Genomic DNA, 14,637 nt, shown 5'->3' with positions numbered 1-14,637 from the left:
TATGGTTAGCGAATCGGGGCTGAGACTCTTCTCCAGGGACACGAATGGCCGAGGCCGACATCGCCTATGTCGCCACAGCGGGCGCAGCCGGACTGGCCATGGCCGTCAGCGCCTGGGCCTTGCTGCTGCGCGGGCGGCTGCACGAGACCGCCGTCGCCGCCGAGCGTGAGCGCGTCGAGGCCTTGGCCGACCTCAGCCGCCATGACGCCATGCTGCGCGCCTTCGACGACGTCAGCCTGGCCCTGACGCCGGACGGGCAGGCGGCCGGTGTGCCGATCGGTTCCGCCGAACTGATCGCGCGGCTGGCGGGTGAGGACGCCGAGGCCGGGGCCGCCGTCTTGAACAAGCTCCGGATCACGCACGGCGCGCTGATCGACGCCCTGGTTCACGAAGGTCAGGCGTTCGAAGGTCTGGTCGCGCTGGACGACGTGGAGCCCTGGCGGATCGAGGGACGGGTCGCGGGCGGTTCGGCCTGGCTGCGGCTGTCGCCCGCCTCGCGCTTCACCCTGACCGGGGCGGATGCGACCGAGAGCGGCCTGGCCCTGCTGGGCGACGCCTCGCCGACCCCGACCTGGGTCGTGGACGGGACCGGCAAGCTGGCCTGGGCCAACCGCGCCTGGCTGAACGAGACCAATGCCGAGAGCATCGACGACGCCGTCGAAAAGGGCGTGTCCTTCGACCGTGGCGCCGACGCCCTGGTCGCCGAGGCCGCGCGCTTGGGCGTGCGCCAGGAGGGCTTCCGCTGGACGACCGGCGGGGGCGCGCGGCGCGCTTGGCGCATCATCGCCGAGCCGGCGGGCGGCGGCGCCGTCACCGCCTTCGCCATCGAGGTGACCGAGGCGGAAGAGACGCGCGACACCCTGCGCCGCCACGTCGACGCCCATGACGAGACGCTGAACCACTTGGCCGATGCCGTGGCCATCTTCGGCCCGCAAAAGCGGCTGGCCTTCCACAACACCGCCTTCCAGACCCTGTTCGACATCGACGCGGCCTGGCTGGACGAACGTCCGACCCATGCCGAGCTGCTGGATCGTCTGCGCCAGCGTCGCAGCCTGCCCGAAGTCGTCGACTACGCCGGCTGGAAGGCGCGAGAGCTGGAGTTCTATGGCGCGTCGGAGGCCTCGCCGGACGACAGCTGGTCCCTGCCGGACGGGCGCACCCTGCGTGTCGTGCGCCAGCCGCACCCGCTGGGCGGCATTCTGCTGATCTTCTCGGACATCACCGACGAGTTGAAGCTGCGCAGCCGCTTCAACGCCCAGATCCAGGTCCAGCGCGCGACGCTGGACAAGCTGAATGACGCGGTCGCCGTGTTCGGCTCGGACGGCCGACTGCGGCTGCACAATGAGGCGTTCGAGACCTTCTGGAACCTGTCGGTGGACAAGATAGCGACGGCCTCGGACTTCGACGCCCTGGCCGAACTGTGCAAGGCCGTGCTGCCCGATCCCGCCCTGTGGCTGGGGCTGAAGGCGCGCGTCGCCGATCCAGATCCCGAAAGCCGCGTCGCCATTTCCGGCGAGGGCCGGACCGTGGACGGTCGCGTCGCCGCCTGGCAGACCCGCCCCCTGCCGGACGGCGCGACCCTGGTCGCCTTCTCGGACGTAACGGCTCGACGCGGGCTGGAGCAGGCGCTGGTGCAGCGCGAACAGGCGCTGGCCGAAAGCCAGGCGCTGAAGCGTGAGTTCGTGGGCAGCGTCTCGTATGAGCTACGCACGCCGCTGACGACCATCGTCGGCTATTCCGAACTGCTGGAGACGATGGGCGATTTGCCCGAGCGCAGCCGCCAGCACGCCGGCGCCATCCGCATCGCCGCCAGCCAGCTGGCCCGCTCCATCGACGACGTGCTGGACATGGCCCAGATCGACGCGGGCGAGATGGAGCTGTCGCTGGGCGACCTCAGGGTCTGCGACCTGTTGAGCCAAGCCGCCGAAAAGGTCCGGGCGCGGGTCGAGGGCCGCGGCGCGACCCTGACCGTGTCCTGTCCCGCCGATCTCAAACCCATCCGCGCCGACGAACACCGCATCGGCCAGGCGCTGGATCATCTGCTGGAGAATGCGGCGCGCGCCGTGTCCGAAGGCGGGGCGGTCGTGCTGAAGGCCGAGACCGGGCCGTCCGAAATCCGCCTGACGGTGTCCGACACCGGGCGCGGAATCCCCTATCACCTGCAGGCCCACGTCTTCGACCGCTTCGTGCGGCGTGAACGGGGTGGTCCCGGCGTGGGGTTGGCCCTGGTCAAGGCCCTGGTCGAATTGCACGGCGGTTGGGCCGAGGTCGAAAGCGAGCCGGGCAAGGGCGCCGCCTTCATCCTGCATCTGCCGCTGGGCGCCGCGACCACCGCCGCCGCGCCCGAGCTTCAGCTGGAACTCTAGCGCCGCGACGCCTTCGAGGCATCCCGCGCCGGGCCGAACTCGGCGCCCGCGTTCCATTCCGGCCACTGATCCCCGTCCGCCAGCTCGCGACCAACGGCGTAGATCAGGGCGACATCGGCGGCGGCCGCGTCCATCGTCGAGGTCGCGTCCCATTCGTCCGTGGGCTGATGATAGCGGTTCTGAACGTAGTCGCGGCTGGCCGCGCTGGCGCCGGTGAAGCCCGCCGCCGGGAACAGAGCCGGCACGCCCTTCAACGCCAGGGGGAAGTGGTCCGAGCGATAGAAGGCCCCGGCCTGGGGCGCCGGATCGGCGATCAGGGTGCGGCCCGTTTCGGTCGCGTGGCGCGCCAGAATGTCGTCCAACTGGTTCTTGCCCTTGCCGATGACGACGACGTTCGGGTCGATCTCGGTCCCTGGCAACAGGCTGTCGACGTTGATGTTGGCGACCGTGGTCTCCAGCGGCCAGACCGGATTGGCGGCGTAATAGGTCGAACCCAGCAGGCCCGCCTCCTCGCCCGACCAGGCGGCGAAGACGACCGATCGTTTCGGACGCGAACCGTCGGCGAAGGCGTGGGCCAGTTCCAGCAGGGCCGCGACGCCGGTCGCATTGTCCACCGCCGCATTATAGATCTTGTCGCCCTGGGCGTTCGGGGTGCCGACGCCGTAGCCGTCCCAGTGGGCGCCGTACATGACGGTCTCGTCCGGGCGTTCCGAACCCGGAATGCTGGCGATGACGTTTTTCGTTTCCACCTTGTCGGCGATCTGGCCGAAATCGACGCTCATCGTCAGGCCGGGCAGGACGACGGGCTTGAAATCGGCGCTGCGCGCGCTGTCCTTCAGGGCGGCGAAATCCAGGCCGGCGGCGCTGAACAGCTCTTCGACCTTGGCGCGCTGAATCCAGCCCTGGAACGCCGCGCGCTCGGCGTCGGGGTTGGCGCGCACGATGTCGAACTTGGGCGCGGCCGATGAGTTCTGCAGCGTCGACCAGGGATAGCCGGCGCCGGCCGTCTCATGCACTACCAGCACGCCCGCCGCGCCGCGACGACCCGCCTCCTGGAACTTGTAGGTCCAGCGGCCATAGAAGGTCATGGCGTTTCCGTCGAACTTGCCTGCGACCGGGTCGCCGTCGGGCGCCTGGAAGTCGGGATCGTTGACCAGGACGACGATGACCTTGCCGCGCACGTCCACGTCCTTGAAATCGTCCCACTGGCGCTCGGGCGCCGTCGCGCCGTAGCCGACGAAGACCACGGGCGCGTCGGTCACCGTAATGTAGTTGGTCGGACGGTCGCTGGACACCAGAACGTCGGGACCGCGCTCAAGGCTGATGGTCTTGCCGCCGACGGTCGCGGCGACGGTGGCCGGACCGTCTTGGCGTGTGCGCGACAGATGGGCGACCTGGACGAAGGCGCCGTCCGGCCCGCCGCCCTCGGCCCCCGCCGCCTTGAACTGTTCGACTAGCCAGGCGACGGTCTTTTCCTCGCCGGCCGAGGCGGGGGCGCGGCCTTCGAATTCGTCCGACGCCAGAACCCGAACCGACTCATTCATCCGCGCGGCGTCGATGTTCGGCGTCGTCTCTTGCGCCAGGGCCGGGGACCAGGCCATCATCAGGGCCAGGACGGAAACAGCGGGGAGGGCGTGGCGCATCGGATACTCCTGATCGAACCGCGCGACCCTGCCTTTCTCAGTCCCGGCTGTCGAGCCAGTCGATGACGCCGTCGGCCGCGACGACGGCGGAGGCGAAACTGGCCTGAAGCAGGTAGCCGCCGGTCGGCGCCTCCCAATCCAGCATCTCGCCGGCGATAAAGACGCCCGGTCGCGCGACCAGCATCAGACGTTCGTCCACGCCGTCCAATTTGACGCCGCCCGCGGAGGAAATGGCCCGTTCCAGTCCCTGAACGCCGGTCAGGGTCAGGGGCATGGCCTTGATCCGTTCGGCCAAGGCCCGAGGCGAGGCGGGCAGGGGACCGGCCTCATACAGCAGGGCGACGGCGGCCGGCTCCAGTCCGACCACCTTGCGTAGATGGTTCGACAGGCTGGCCTTGCCGCGCGGCTTCGACAGACGGTCGGTCAGTTTTCCGGCCGCCACATCCGGCTTCAGGTCGATCTGGATCTCGGTGCGCCCCGCCGTCTCGACCGCCGTCCTCAGCGCAGAGGACAGCGCATAGATGGCGCCGCCCTCGATGCCGTAGCGGGCGATCATCGCCTCGCCCCGCGCCGTTCGGTCACTATGCGTGACAGCGACGCCTTTCAGCGGCTGGCCCGCGAACCGATCACGGAATAGAGCCGACCAGGCGACGTCGAAGCCGACATTGGCCGGTTTGAAAGGCGACACGGCGGCGCCCTGCGCTTCCAACCACGGCGTCCAGGACCCGTCCGAACCCAGGCGCGGCCAGCTGGCGCCGCCCAGCGCCAGGACCACGGCGTCGGGTCGTTCCAGCCGCTCGCCCTCCGGCGTCTCGAATGTCAGCGCGCCGTCGCGCCAACCGGTCCAGCGCGAGCGCGTGCGAATCTCGACGCCCTGCGCCTCCAGCCGCGCCAGCCAGGCCCGCACCAGCGGCGAAGCCTTCATGGCCTTGGGAAACACCCGCCCGCTGGAACCGACGAAGGTCTCCTGCCCCAGGGCCTCGACCCAGGCGGTCAGGTCGGCAGGCGTGAAACGGTCGATCCAGGCGGCGGCCGTCGGTTGGGCGGGACCATAGCGGGTCAGGAACCGATCGAGCGGTTCCGAATGGGTCAGGTTCAGCCCGCCGCGCCCGGCCATCAGCAGCTTGCGCGCCACGGACGGCATCCGGTCGTGCACCACGACCGTCGCCCCTGCCTGCGCCAGCCGTTCGGCCGCCATCAGCCCTGCTGGGCCGGCGCCGATCACATGAACGGTGCGAGAGGTCGTAAGACGGGGCGACTGTTGCATGGCGTGGCTTTGCGCGCTTGCGGCCGCGCTGGCTATAGGCGTCGTCATCGCTATGTTCTGTGTCATGAGCGTTGCCTTCACCCGCGAAGAAGATCTGGAAGCCACCGCCGCCGACCTGGCGGACCGCCCGATCTCGCCCCATCCCAATCTGGTCACGCCCGAGGGTCTGGCCGCGATCGAGGCCGAGCTGGCCTCGGCCCGCGCCGCCTATACCGCCGCACAGGTCCAGGGCTCGATCGAAAGCGACCGCACGGCGATGGCGCGCGCGACGCGGGATCTGCGTTACTGGGCCGCTCGCCGTGCCTCCGCGCAACTGATCGAGCCGACCGAGGACGATGGGGCCGTGCGGTTTGGAGGTTCCGTGTCCATCGAGCGCGAGGACGGGCGCGCCCAGACCTGGCGCATCGTCGGCGAAGACGAGGCCGATCCGGCCGCAGGCTCGGTCAGCCATGTCTCGCCACTTGCCCGCGCCGTCATGGGCAAAAGGGTCGGCGACGAGCTGACGGTGGCCGGTCAGTCGGCCGAGATCGTCGCGGTCGGCTAGACGTCAGTCCTGGGCGTCTTCGTCGCCCAGCATATCCCGCATCATGTCCAGGATCAGCTTCTGCTTGCGCGCCGGCAGGCGCGGCGCCAGGCGGGTGATCTCGACGCTGGTCTTGGTCGGGCGATGGTCGTGGTCGAAGGCGGGCGCCTCTTCGGCGAGGCCGCCCGCCGCGCTGCTGTAGCCGTCGAAGAAGAAGGGAATGCCGACCTTCATGAACTCGGCCATCTCGAACAGTTTCGAGGCCGAGACGCGGTTCGTGCCCTTTTCGTACTTCTGCACCTGCTGGAAGCTTACGCCGACGGCCTTGGCCAAGGCGGTCTGGGTCAGGCCCAGGTCGAGACGCTTTTCCTGAACGCGACGGCCGACATGGCGATCGACGGGATGCGGATCCTCGTCCTTTTCACGCGCCATCACCGTCACCCTTCACCTAGATCGCTACTTGATTTCCCTGGACCCTAGATCGCCGGATCGACGGCCACAAGGACAGGATGAACGCTGTTAGCACTGAGAAAAAGAACAGGAAATCGCCAAATCGACCATAGGGCGTGACGCCCGTCGGACGGGGCAGGGGCGCGTCGATCACTCCCATGAAGCGCGGCTCCAGCCGTTGACCCTCAACGATCCGGCCCCACGGATCGATCATGGCCGAAATCCCCGTCGGGGTGGCCCGCGCGATGGGCAGGCCGGTCTCGATCGCGCGATAGCTGGCCAGGTTCAGATGCTGGCGCGGACCCGAGGTCGCGCCGAACCAGGCGTCGTTGGATGCATTGACGATCCACTCGGGCCGTCCGGTCGCGCCGGGCGTGAAGCCGGGATACAGGCTCTCATAGCAGATCAGCACCTGCGCCGGCGGGGCGCCCGGAACAGAGATCGGCGCTGGCGTCGGCCCGGCGGAAAAGTCGCTGGGCATATGCACCAGGCTGCGCAGGCCGATGGAGGTCATGATCGACCCCAGAGGCAGGTATTCGCCGAACGGCACCAGCCGGTGCTTGTCATAGACGGCGGAGACTCTCAGTCCCGCCCCGCCCTCGTCAGCCAGGGCGAACAGGCTGTTGTAATAGCGCGCGCCCTCGGGCGCGGTCAGGTCCGGCTCGCCGCGCGCCAGGCCCATCAGCAGGGTCTGTCCCGGACGCAGGGCCCCCGCGATAGCCTGGGCGTCGGCCGAGGCGAAGACGTCGTTGGCCGAGGCGGGCAGGGCGCCTTCGGGCCAGACCACGACATTGGGCGTCCGCGCCGCCGCCTGACCCGTCAGGGCGACATAGCGATCGACGATGGAGCGATAGGCCTCAGGCGACCATTTGGTCTCCTGCTTCACATCGGCCTGAACCAGACGGACGACTGTGTCGGTGAACTGAAGATCCGACTGCGCCAGCCTGAGGGCGCCGAAGCCGCCGACGGCGATCAGGGCCAAGACGCCCAGGCCTGCGGAGATCAGGCGGCTGTGCTTGTCGCCCGGCCCGATCAGGGGCGCGAAGGCCGCCGTGGCCGCGACCGTGACCAGGCTCAGCCCATAGACGCCGACGACCGAAGCGAACTGGGACATGCCGCCGCCCGCGCGCCAGGTCGCGCCTGCCGGGTTCCACGGAAAGCCCGTCAGCACATGGCCGCGTAGCCATTCAGCGGCGCAGAACAGGGCGGCGAACAACAGCACCCGCACGGCGCCGAGCGGCGCGAACCGACGATAGAGGGCGCAGGCCGTCCCCCAGAACAGCCCCAGGCCCGCCGGCAGCAGGCTGGCCGCAAACGGCGCCATCCACGCCTGTTCAGGATTGACGAAAAACGCTTCGGCCACCCACCAGCAGCCGACGAAGAAATAGGCGAACCCCGCCAGCCACCCCATCCAGAAGGCGCCGCGCGCCGTGTCGGACCGCTCCGACAGGATCATCAGCAGCGGATAACCCAGAAGACCGATCAACACTCCGAACGGCGGATGAGCGAAGGCCGTCCCGGCGCCGGCCAGCAGCGCCAGAACGTTGCGGATCAGCCGCCATGTCAGGGCGCGCTTCCTGTCGGGCAGGGCGCGGATCGGGGCCGCGAATCGGTCCAGCAGGGCGTCGGGGAACATCGGGTCAGTCCTGCTCGGCAAGATAGGGGTCGGCGACGCCGATCTGGGCCAGGATTTCGCGTTCCTCGGCCTCCATCTCCTCGGCCTCGGCGTCGTCTTCGTGGTCGCGACCCAAAAGGTGCAGCACGCCGTGGACGACCAGATGGCTCAGATGATCGGCCAAGGTCTTGCCCTGCGCCTCGGCCTCGGTCGCGCAGACGCCGTAGGCCAGGACAATGTCGCCCAGATGCGGAAAGGCGTTCTCCGGCGCCGGGAAGGACAGGACATTGGTCGGCTTGTCCTTGTCGCGAAACCGGCCGTTCAAGTCGCGCACGGCGGCGTCGTCGGTCAGCAGGACGACGATGTCGCCCGCCACGGCGCCCAGTGCGGCCTGCGCCGCGCGTTCGACGACGGCCTCAGCGTCCGGAAGGGCGCCGGTCCAGGCCTCGGCCTCGACTTCAATCTCGATCATGCGGGGTCTTCAAGGTCCGGGGCGGGGCGTCCGCGCGCGGCGTCGGCGTCATAGGCGCGCACGATCCGCTCCACCATGGCGTGACGCACCACGTCGGACGCCTCGAACTTCAGGATGCCGACGCCCTGAACCCCGTCCAGGATCCGCAGGGCGTGGGCCAGGCCGGAATCGCGCGGGTTCAGCAGGTCGATCTGCGACGGGTCGCCCGTCACCACCATCCGCGCGCCCTCGCCCAGGCGCGTCAGCACCATCTTCATCTGCAGGCGGCTGGTGTTCTGGGCCTCATCGACGATGACGAAGGCGTGGCTGAGCGTGCGGCCGCGCATGAAGGCGATCGGGGCGGCTTCGATCTCGCCCTTGTCGCGGCGACGCTGCACGTCCTCGGCGCCCAGAATGTCGTTCAGCGCTTCCCAGATCGGCGCCAAATAGGGATCGACCTTTTCGTTCAGGTCGCCGGGCAGGAAGCCCAGCTTCTCGCCCGCCTCGACCGCCGGGCGGGTGATGACCAGCCGGTCCACCTGCCCCCGCCGCAGCAGCGATGCGCCGTAGGCCGCCGCCAAAAAGGTCTTGCCGGTGCCCGCCGGACCAACGCCGAAGCTCAGTTCGCACCGGCCCAGCATGTCCAGATAGGCGGCCTGCGCCTTGGTCTTGGGCACGATGGCGCCGCGCTTGCCGCCCGGCAACGACACGCCCGCCGCCGCCATGCCCGGCGTGCCGCGACCGCCGCGCGCCTGGCCTAGGGCCGCGCGCACATCGGCCTCGGTGACTTCGGCGCCCAGGGCCGCGCGCTTGGCCAGATCTTCGATCACCTGGCGGGCGTCCGTGCGGTCGCGCGCACCGCCGTTGACGGAGACCCCGCCGCCCGGGGCCTCGACCAGCACCTTGAAGGCGTCCTCGATCAGGGCGACGTGGCGACTGTTCGGCCCGATGACCGCCCGCAGTTCGGCATCGTTCAAGGGGACGAATTCAGACTCACGCGCCATCAAGCGGCCTTTTCTTTTTGGGCTATCGCCGAGCCCGCGGGACCCGGCTGCTTGAGCCCGTCTGCTATGAGCCGGCCTGACAGACTGTTCTGTTGGCCGGCGATGATCTCGACCGGAACGATCTGCCCGATCAGATGATCCGCGTCATCGACGTGGACCGATTGGAGATATGGGGATCGACCGATCGCTTGACGACGGTGGCCGTGCCGTCCCGGCTTGTCGAACAGCACGTTCAGCGTCCGGCCGGCCTGCGCGGCGTTGAAGGCGGTCTGCTGTTCCGTCAGCAGGGCGATCAGGCGATGCAGTCGGTCCTTGACGATTTCCGGCTCGACCTGTTTGCCCATGCCCGCCGCCGGCGTGCCCGGTCGCGGCGAATAGGCGAAGGCGAAGGCCCCGGCGTAGTTCACACGCCGCACCAGATCGAGCGTGTCCTCGAACTCCCGATCCGTCTCACCGGGGAAGCCGACGATGAAATCGCCGGCGATGGCGATGTCCGGTCGTGCAGCGCGGATGCGGTCGATCAGGTCGAAATATTTCTGACGCCCGTGCTTGCGGTTCATCGCCCGGAGAATCCGATCCGACCCCGCCTGAACCGGAAGGTGCAGATAGGGCATCAAGGCGTCCAGATCGCCATGCGCGGCGATCAACTCATCGGCCATGTCGTTGGGATGGCTGGTCGTATAGCGGATGCGGTCCAGTCCGGGGATCTCGGCCAGGGCATAGGCCAGTTCGGCCAGGCTCGCCTTTCGCCCGTCCGGCCGCTCGCCGTCATAGGCGTTGACGTTCTGGCCCAGCAGGGTGACCTCGCGCACGCCCCGATCCGCCAGCTGACGCGCCTCTTCCAGCACCGCCGCCATCGGCCGCGACCATTCGGCGCCGCGCGTGTAGGGCACGACACAGAAGGTGCAGAACTTGTCGCAACCCTCCTGCACCGTCAGGAAGGCGGTCGGCCCCTCGGTGAAGCGGGCCGCGGGCAGGACGTCGAACTTGTCGTCGGGAGCGAAGTCGGCGCCGATCCGCTCGCCTCGCGCCCGCGCCGTGCGGGTCAGCAGTTCGGGCAGCTGGTGATAGGCCTGAGGGCCGACGACGATATCGACGGCCGGCTGACGCCGCATGATTTCTTCGCCCTCGGCTTGGGCGACGCAGCCGGCGACGGCGATGGTCAGATCCCCGCCGGTTTCGCGCCGGATGTCGCGCATCTCGCGCAGCTTGCCGAGCTCGGAATAGATCTTCTCGGCCGCCTTTTCGCGGATGTGGCAGGTGTTCAGGATGACGAAGTCGGCGGCCTTGACGTCGTCGGTGACGCCATAGCCCAGCGGGCGCAGCACATCGGCCATGCGCTCGGAGTCATAGACGTTCATCTGACAGCCGTAGGTCTTGATGAACAGACGCTTTTCAGGCGCCGTCTCGACTTGAGGAACCAGGGTCTCGGTCATCGTGGGCTTATGATCGCCCGCAAGCGTCGCGACAAGCCGAGCGTCAGCCCGCATCCAAATCGGCGGGATCGACGCGCGCCGCGTGCCGGGTGAAGATCAGACCTTCGCGCTTGGACGGCTCGGCGCCCTCGATCGCAACGCCGTAGAGCTCCAGCTTGTGGCCGATCAGCTGGAAGCCCAGCCGTTCCGCGATCTCGTTCTTCAGCCGCTCGATCTCGGCATCGAAGAATTCGATCACCTCGCCCGACTTGGTGTCGATCAGGTGGTCGTGGTGATCGTCGCCGGCCTCTTCATAGCGGCTGCGGCCGTCGCCGAAGTCGTGCTTCTCGACCACGCCCGCCTCTTCGAACAGGCGCACGGTGCGATAGACGGTGGCGATGGAGATGTGCGGATCGATCGCCGAGGCGCGGCGATACAGCTCTTCCACATCCGGGTGGTCCGCGGCGTTGGACAGCACCCGGGCGATCACCCGGCGCTGTTCGGTCATACGCATGCCGCGCTCGGCGCAGAGTTTTTCGATCCGGTCCATGCGCTTAGAATAGGGGCTTGTATCGCATCAGGGAAGCGTCAGGTTGGCGTCAGGCGCACAGAGGTCGCGGCTCATCACCACCGCATCGGTCCGCGATCCGTCGGCGCTCGCATAATAGGCTTTGCGGCGACCCATCGGATTGAACCCGGTTCGCTCATACAGGCCGCGCGCGGCGATATTGTCGTCGGCGACCTCCAGGAACAGCCGCGTCGCGCCGGCCTGGACCGCAGCGACGGCCGCCGCCTCGACCAGACGTCGCCCCAGTCCGTGGCGGCGCGCGGATGGCACCACGGCCAGGGTCAGGATTTCCGCTTCGTCGACCACGGTCCGGATCAGGATGAAGCCGTCGGACTCGCTGACCGCCAGCACGCCCGGCTGCAACAGCAGATCGGCGAAGGTGTCGGCGCCCCACGGCGCGGCAAAGGCCTGAGCGTGCAGGGCGGCGAGTGAGGCGGGGTCCGCCGCCGTCATGGCGCGGGCTGGCGCGGCTGGCCCGGCAGGCGGCTGGGCGGCGTGGCGTCGGGCGCGCGCAGATAGAGTGGACGGGGCGGCTGGGTCGCCGGATCGGCGACGGCGGCCAGGCGCGCCAGCGCCTCCGGCGACGGTGCGACCCGGTCGTCCAGATGGGCGAAAGGCAGGTCGGGAAAGGCCTGGGTCACGACCGCCGCGCCATTGCCGACCAGGGCGACGCTCGGTCCGATGTCGGCGATCCGCCGCGCGGCCTCTTCCACCGACAACGCTTCATCGGGACCAAGCGGCCCACCGTCGGCGAAGAGCCGCGCATAGACCTGACCGCGCCGCGCATCGACCAGGGCTGCGATGGGACTCTCTTGATTGGTGACCGAGGCGGCGAGGGCGTCCAGCGCCGAAAGACCGACGACCGGTCGATCCAGCGCCGCGCCCAGACCCTGGGCAAAGGCCAGGCCGACGCGCAAACCGGTGAACGAACCCGGTCCGACCGTGACGCCGATCCGGTCCAGGCTGTCGAAACCGCCGCCCGCCTCGGCCATGACATCGCGCACCAGCCCGCCGATCCGTTCCTGGTGCCCCTTGGTCATCGGCTCGAAGCGTACGGCGAGCGCGCGATCGTCCTCGAACACCGCCGCCGTGCAGGCGCCGAGCGCCGTATCGATCACCAGAAGTCTCATGGGCGTCTTCTAGGCGGCGCGTTGCAGAACCGCCACCGCGTCCGGATCAGAGGGTCTGCTCGACCCGCGTCACCTCGGGCACATAATGGCGCATCATCTGCTCGACCCCGGCCTTCAAGGTCGCCGACGACGACGGGCAGCCGGCGCAGGCGCCGCGCATCCGCAGGTTCAGCACGCCGGTCGCCTCGTCGAAGGAATCGAACAGGATGTCGCCCCCGTCCTGGGCAACGGCGGGGCGAATACGGCTGTCCAGCAGGGCCTTGATCTCGGCGACGATCTCGCTGTCGTCCTCGGCATGGCCGTCGGTTTCGCCGCCGCCGCGCGTCAGCGCCTGACCCGAGACGAAGTGATCCATGACGACGCCCAGGATCGGAGCCTTCATCTCCGACCATTCCGGCCCCTGCGGCTGGCGGGTGACCGAAACATAGTCCGCGCCGAAGAAGACGCCGTCGACGCCTTCCAGCTCGAACAAGGCCTCAGCCAGCGGAGAGGCCGTCGCCTCGTCGATGGTGCGGTATTCCAGCGCGGCGGTCGGCGACACGTCGCGGCCGGGCAGGAACTTCAGCACGTTCGGATTGGGCGTGGGTTCGGTCTGGATGAACATGGGCGGGAGATGCGCTCGCCCCCGCCCCGTTGCAAGACCCGAGCGGAACCTAGCGCCGCTTCAACCCGCCCAGCAGACCGCGCATCAGTTCGCGAGTCAGGGTCGATCCGGCCGTGCGCAGGACCGACTTGGTCAGGGCCTCGACCGGCGTTTCGCGGGTGGACCGACGCGCAGGCTTCGCGGCCTCGCGCGACGCCCGCGCCTCGGCCTGAGCCTGAGCCTTCGCCCGCGCTTCGGCGGCCTTCTGATCGGCCTTGGCCTGGATGGCGGCGGCCTTGTCGGCCTCGGCCTGGATTTCAGCCTGATCGGCGGCGCTATGACGATTGGCCAGGATTTCGGCGGCGGACTCGCGGTTCAGCACCTGTTCGTAAAGGCCCCGCACCGGACTGGCGGCCATGACGGCGGCGCGCTCGGTATCGGTCGCGGGACCGAGGCGCGAGGCCGGCGGGCGGATCTTGGTGCGGGCCACGATGGTCGGCGCACCCTTTTCGTCCAGCACGGAAACCAGGGCCTCGCCCACGCCCAGACCCTGAATGGCCTCGGCCGTGTCGAAGGCGGCGTTGGCGCGGAAACTCTGGGACGCGGCCTTCAGCCCCTTCTGTTCCGACGGCGTATAAGCGCGAAGCGCGTGCTGAATGCGGTTGCCCAGTTGGGCCAGGACGCTGTCGGGAATATCGGCCGGGTTCTGCGTCACGAAATAGACCCCGACCCCCTTGGATCGGATCAACCGCACGACCTGTTCGACCTTTTCCAGCAGGGCGCGTGGGGCGTCGTTGAACAGCAGGTGCGCCTCGTCGAAGAAGAAGACCAGGCGCGGCTTTTCCGGATCGCCCACCTCTGGAAGCTGTTCGAACAGCTCCGACAGCAGCCACAGCAGGAAGGCCGCATACAGGCGCGGACTGTTCATCAGCCGGGTCGAATCCAGCACGTTGACCTGGCCCCGGCCGTCCAGGCCGACGCGGATCATGTCTTCCAGCTTCAGCGCCGGCTCGCCGAAGAAGGCGGCCCCGCCCTGTTGCTCGACCTGCAACAGGGCGCGCTGGATCGAGGCGATGGAGGCAGGGGCGACATTGCCGACCTCGCGCCCGATCCGCTCTGCGTTCTCGCCGACATAGACCAAGAGGCTGCGCAGATCGTCGAGATCCAGCAGCAGCAGGCCTTCCTTGTCCGCCACATGGAAGACCACGGTCAGCACGCCCTCCTGCACGTCATTCAGGTTCAGCATCCGCGCCATCAGCACCGGGCCGATCTCGGACACGGTCGTGCGGATCGGATGTCCCTTCTGCCCATACAGGTCCCAGAAGACGGTGGGGGCGGCGCGCGGCGTCAGGGTCAGGCCCATCTCGGCTGCGCGGGCGATCAGCTTCTCGTTCGGCGCACCGACCTGGGAGATGCCCGACAGGTCGCCCTTCACATCGGCGCAGAAGACCGGCACCCCGGCGTCGGAAAAGCCCTGGGCCATGATCTGCAGCGTGACCGTCTTGCCCGTGCCGGTCGCGCCGGCGACGACGCCGTGACGGTTGGCGCGGTTGAAGAGCAGGTTTTCCGGCTGGGCGGCGTCGGACTGGCCGAGGAACAGGCCGGGCAGGGCGTCGGGCATA

The 14,637-nt window shown here is 68.8% G+C and carries 14 protein-coding genes; 2 read left to right on the top strand and 12 right to left on the bottom strand.

Annotated elements, in window-relative coordinates; genetic code table 11:
* Positions 1–44: 44 nt before the first annotated feature.
* Positions 45–2,366: a PAS domain-containing sensor histidine kinase gene (locus HNP47_RS11420; protein WP_184279649.1), complete on the top strand. Its 2,322-nt coding sequence runs from the start codon at positions 45–47 to the stop codon at positions 2,364–2,366.
* Here HNP47_RS11420 and HNP47_RS11415 read toward each other — a convergent pair.
* Positions 2,363–4,009: a M28 family metallopeptidase gene (locus HNP47_RS11415; protein ID WP_184279648.1), complete on the bottom strand. Its 1,647-nt coding sequence runs from the start codon at positions 4,007–4,009 to the stop codon at positions 2,363–2,365. The two genes, HNP47_RS11420 and HNP47_RS11415, sit on opposite strands and share 4 nt — an antisense overlap.
* Positions 4,010–4,046: 37 nt before the next feature.
* Positions 4,047–5,276, bottom strand: coding sequence for a TIGR03862 family flavoprotein (locus tag HNP47_RS11410; RefSeq protein WP_184279647.1), 1,230 nt, complete (start codon positions 5,274–5,276; stop codon positions 4,047–4,049).
* A 64-nt stretch (positions 5,277–5,340) separates the two neighbouring features.
* On the opposite strand from HNP47_RS11410, the gene greA reads away from it, so the two are divergent.
* The gene (gene greA / locus HNP47_RS11405; protein WP_184279646.1) at positions 5,341–5,820 is read left to right on the top strand and encodes a transcription elongation factor GreA; all 480 of its coding nucleotides are present in this window, start codon (positions 5,341–5,343) and stop codon (positions 5,818–5,820) included.
* 3 nt (positions 5,821–5,823) lie between these two features.
* On the opposite strand, the gene HNP47_RS11400 is transcribed toward greA, so the two are convergent.
* From HNP47_RS11400 to HNP47_RS11355, 10 genes are read right to left on the bottom strand one after another with little or no spacing between them, the layout of a single operon-like run.
* A complete protein-coding gene (locus tag HNP47_RS11400; RefSeq protein ID WP_184279645.1) occupies positions 5,824–6,231 on the bottom strand; it encodes a helix-turn-helix transcriptional regulator in 408 nt (135 codons plus the stop codon).
* 16 nt (positions 6,232–6,247) lie between these two features.
* Positions 6,248–7,885, bottom strand: coding sequence for an apolipoprotein N-acyltransferase (gene lnt, locus HNP47_RS11395; protein ID WP_184279644.1), 1,638 nt, complete (start codon positions 7,883–7,885; stop codon positions 6,248–6,250).
* A 4-nt stretch (positions 7,886–7,889) separates the two neighbouring features.
* Positions 7,890–8,336, bottom strand: coding sequence for an rRNA maturation RNase YbeY (gene ybeY, locus HNP47_RS11390; protein ID WP_184279643.1), 447 nt, complete (start codon positions 8,334–8,336; stop codon positions 7,890–7,892).
* Positions 8,333–9,319: a PhoH family protein gene (locus HNP47_RS11385; protein ID WP_055754567.1), complete on the bottom strand. Its 987-nt coding sequence runs from the start codon at positions 9,317–9,319 to the stop codon at positions 8,333–8,335. Before HNP47_RS11385 ends, ybeY begins: the two co-directional genes overlap by 4 nt.
* Complete coding sequence (gene miaB / locus HNP47_RS11380; RefSeq protein ID WP_260394800.1) at positions 9,319–10,755, bottom strand: tRNA (N6-isopentenyl adenosine(37)-C2)-methylthiotransferase MiaB; 1,437 nt, start codon at positions 10,753–10,755, stop codon at positions 9,319–9,321. Before miaB ends, HNP47_RS11385 begins: the two co-directional genes overlap by 1 nt.
* A 43-nt stretch (positions 10,756–10,798) precedes the next feature.
* Positions 10,799–11,284, bottom strand: a complete 486-nt coding sequence (locus HNP47_RS11375; RefSeq protein ID WP_184279641.1) for a Fur family transcriptional regulator — start codon at positions 11,282–11,284, stop codon at positions 10,799–10,801.
* Between the two features lie 27 nt (positions 11,285–11,311).
* Positions 11,312–11,755: a ribosomal protein S18-alanine N-acetyltransferase gene (gene rimI, locus HNP47_RS11370; RefSeq protein WP_184279640.1), complete on the bottom strand. Its 444-nt coding sequence runs from the start codon at positions 11,753–11,755 to the stop codon at positions 11,312–11,314.
* Positions 11,752–12,432, bottom strand: coding sequence for a tRNA (adenosine(37)-N6)-threonylcarbamoyltransferase complex dimerization subunit type 1 TsaB (gene tsaB / locus HNP47_RS11365; RefSeq protein WP_184279639.1), 681 nt, complete (start codon positions 12,430–12,432; stop codon positions 11,752–11,754). Before tsaB ends, rimI begins: the two co-directional genes overlap by 4 nt.
* Before the next feature lie 46 nt (positions 12,433–12,478).
* Positions 12,479–13,036 carry a NifU family protein gene (locus HNP47_RS11360; protein WP_184279638.1) on the bottom strand — a complete coding sequence of 186 codons (558 nt, stop codon included), beginning with the start codon at positions 13,034–13,036 and terminating at the stop codon, positions 12,479–12,481.
* 49 nt (positions 13,037–13,085) lie between these two features.
* The gene (locus HNP47_RS11355) at positions 13,086–14,636 is read right to left on the bottom strand and encodes a helicase HerA-like domain-containing protein (RefSeq protein WP_184279637.1); all 1,551 of its coding nucleotides are present in this window, start codon (positions 14,634–14,636) and stop codon (positions 13,086–13,088) included.
* Position 14,637: the final 1 nt, after the last annotated feature.

This window comes from Brevundimonas vesicularis (assembly GCF_014204545.1).
GTDB classification, from domain to species: domain Bacteria; phylum Pseudomonadota; class Alphaproteobacteria; order Caulobacterales; family Caulobacteraceae; genus Brevundimonas; species Brevundimonas vesicularis_B.
This window is presented reverse-complemented; position numbering and strand designations above follow the sequence as displayed.

Coding starts and splice junctions, on each gene's coding strand:
- HNP47_RS11420 (WP_184279649.1), top strand. CDS start 45: ATGGCCGAGGCCGACATCGCCTATGTCGCCACAGCGGGCGCAGCCGGA.
- HNP47_RS11415 (WP_184279648.1), bottom strand. CDS start 4,009: ATGCGCCACGCCCTCCCCGCTGTTTCCGTCCTGGCCCTGATGATGGCC.
- HNP47_RS11410 (WP_184279647.1), bottom strand. CDS start 5,276: ATGCAACAGTCGCCCCGTCTTACGACCTCTCGCACCGTTCATGTGATC.
- greA (WP_184279646.1), top strand. CDS start 5,341: ATGAGCGTTGCCTTCACCCGCGAAGAAGATCTGGAAGCCACCGCCGCC.
- HNP47_RS11400 (WP_184279645.1), bottom strand. CDS start 6,231: ATGGCGCGTGAAAAGGACGAGGATCCGCATCCCGTCGATCGCCATGTC.
- lnt (WP_184279644.1), bottom strand. CDS start 7,885: ATGTTCCCCGACGCCCTGCTGGACCGATTCGCGGCCCCGATCCGCGCC.
- ybeY (WP_184279643.1), bottom strand. CDS start 8,336: ATGATCGAGATTGAAGTCGAGGCCGAGGCCTGGACCGGCGCCCTTCCG.
- HNP47_RS11385 (WP_055754567.1), bottom strand. CDS start 9,319: ATGGCGCGTGAGTCTGAATTCGTCCCCTTGAACGATGCCGAACTGCGG.
- miaB (WP_260394800.1), bottom strand. CDS start 10,755: ATGACCGAGACCCTGGTTCCTCAAGTCGAGACGGCGCCTGAAAAGCGT.
- HNP47_RS11375 (WP_184279641.1), bottom strand. CDS start 11,284: ATGGACCGGATCGAAAAACTCTGCGCCGAGCGCGGCATGCGTATGACC.
- rimI (WP_184279640.1), bottom strand. CDS start 11,755: ATGACGGCGGCGGACCCCGCCTCACTCGCCGCCCTGCACGCTCAGGCC.
- tsaB (WP_184279639.1), bottom strand. CDS start 12,432: ATGAGACTTCTGGTGATCGATACGGCGCTCGGCGCCTGCACGGCGGCG.
- HNP47_RS11360 (WP_184279638.1), bottom strand. CDS start 13,036: ATGTTCATCCAGACCGAACCCACGCCCAATCCGAACGTGCTGAAGTTC.
- HNP47_RS11355 (WP_184279637.1), bottom strand. CDS start 14,636: ATGCCCGACGCCCTGCCCGGCCTGTTCCTCGGCCAGTCCGACGCCGCC.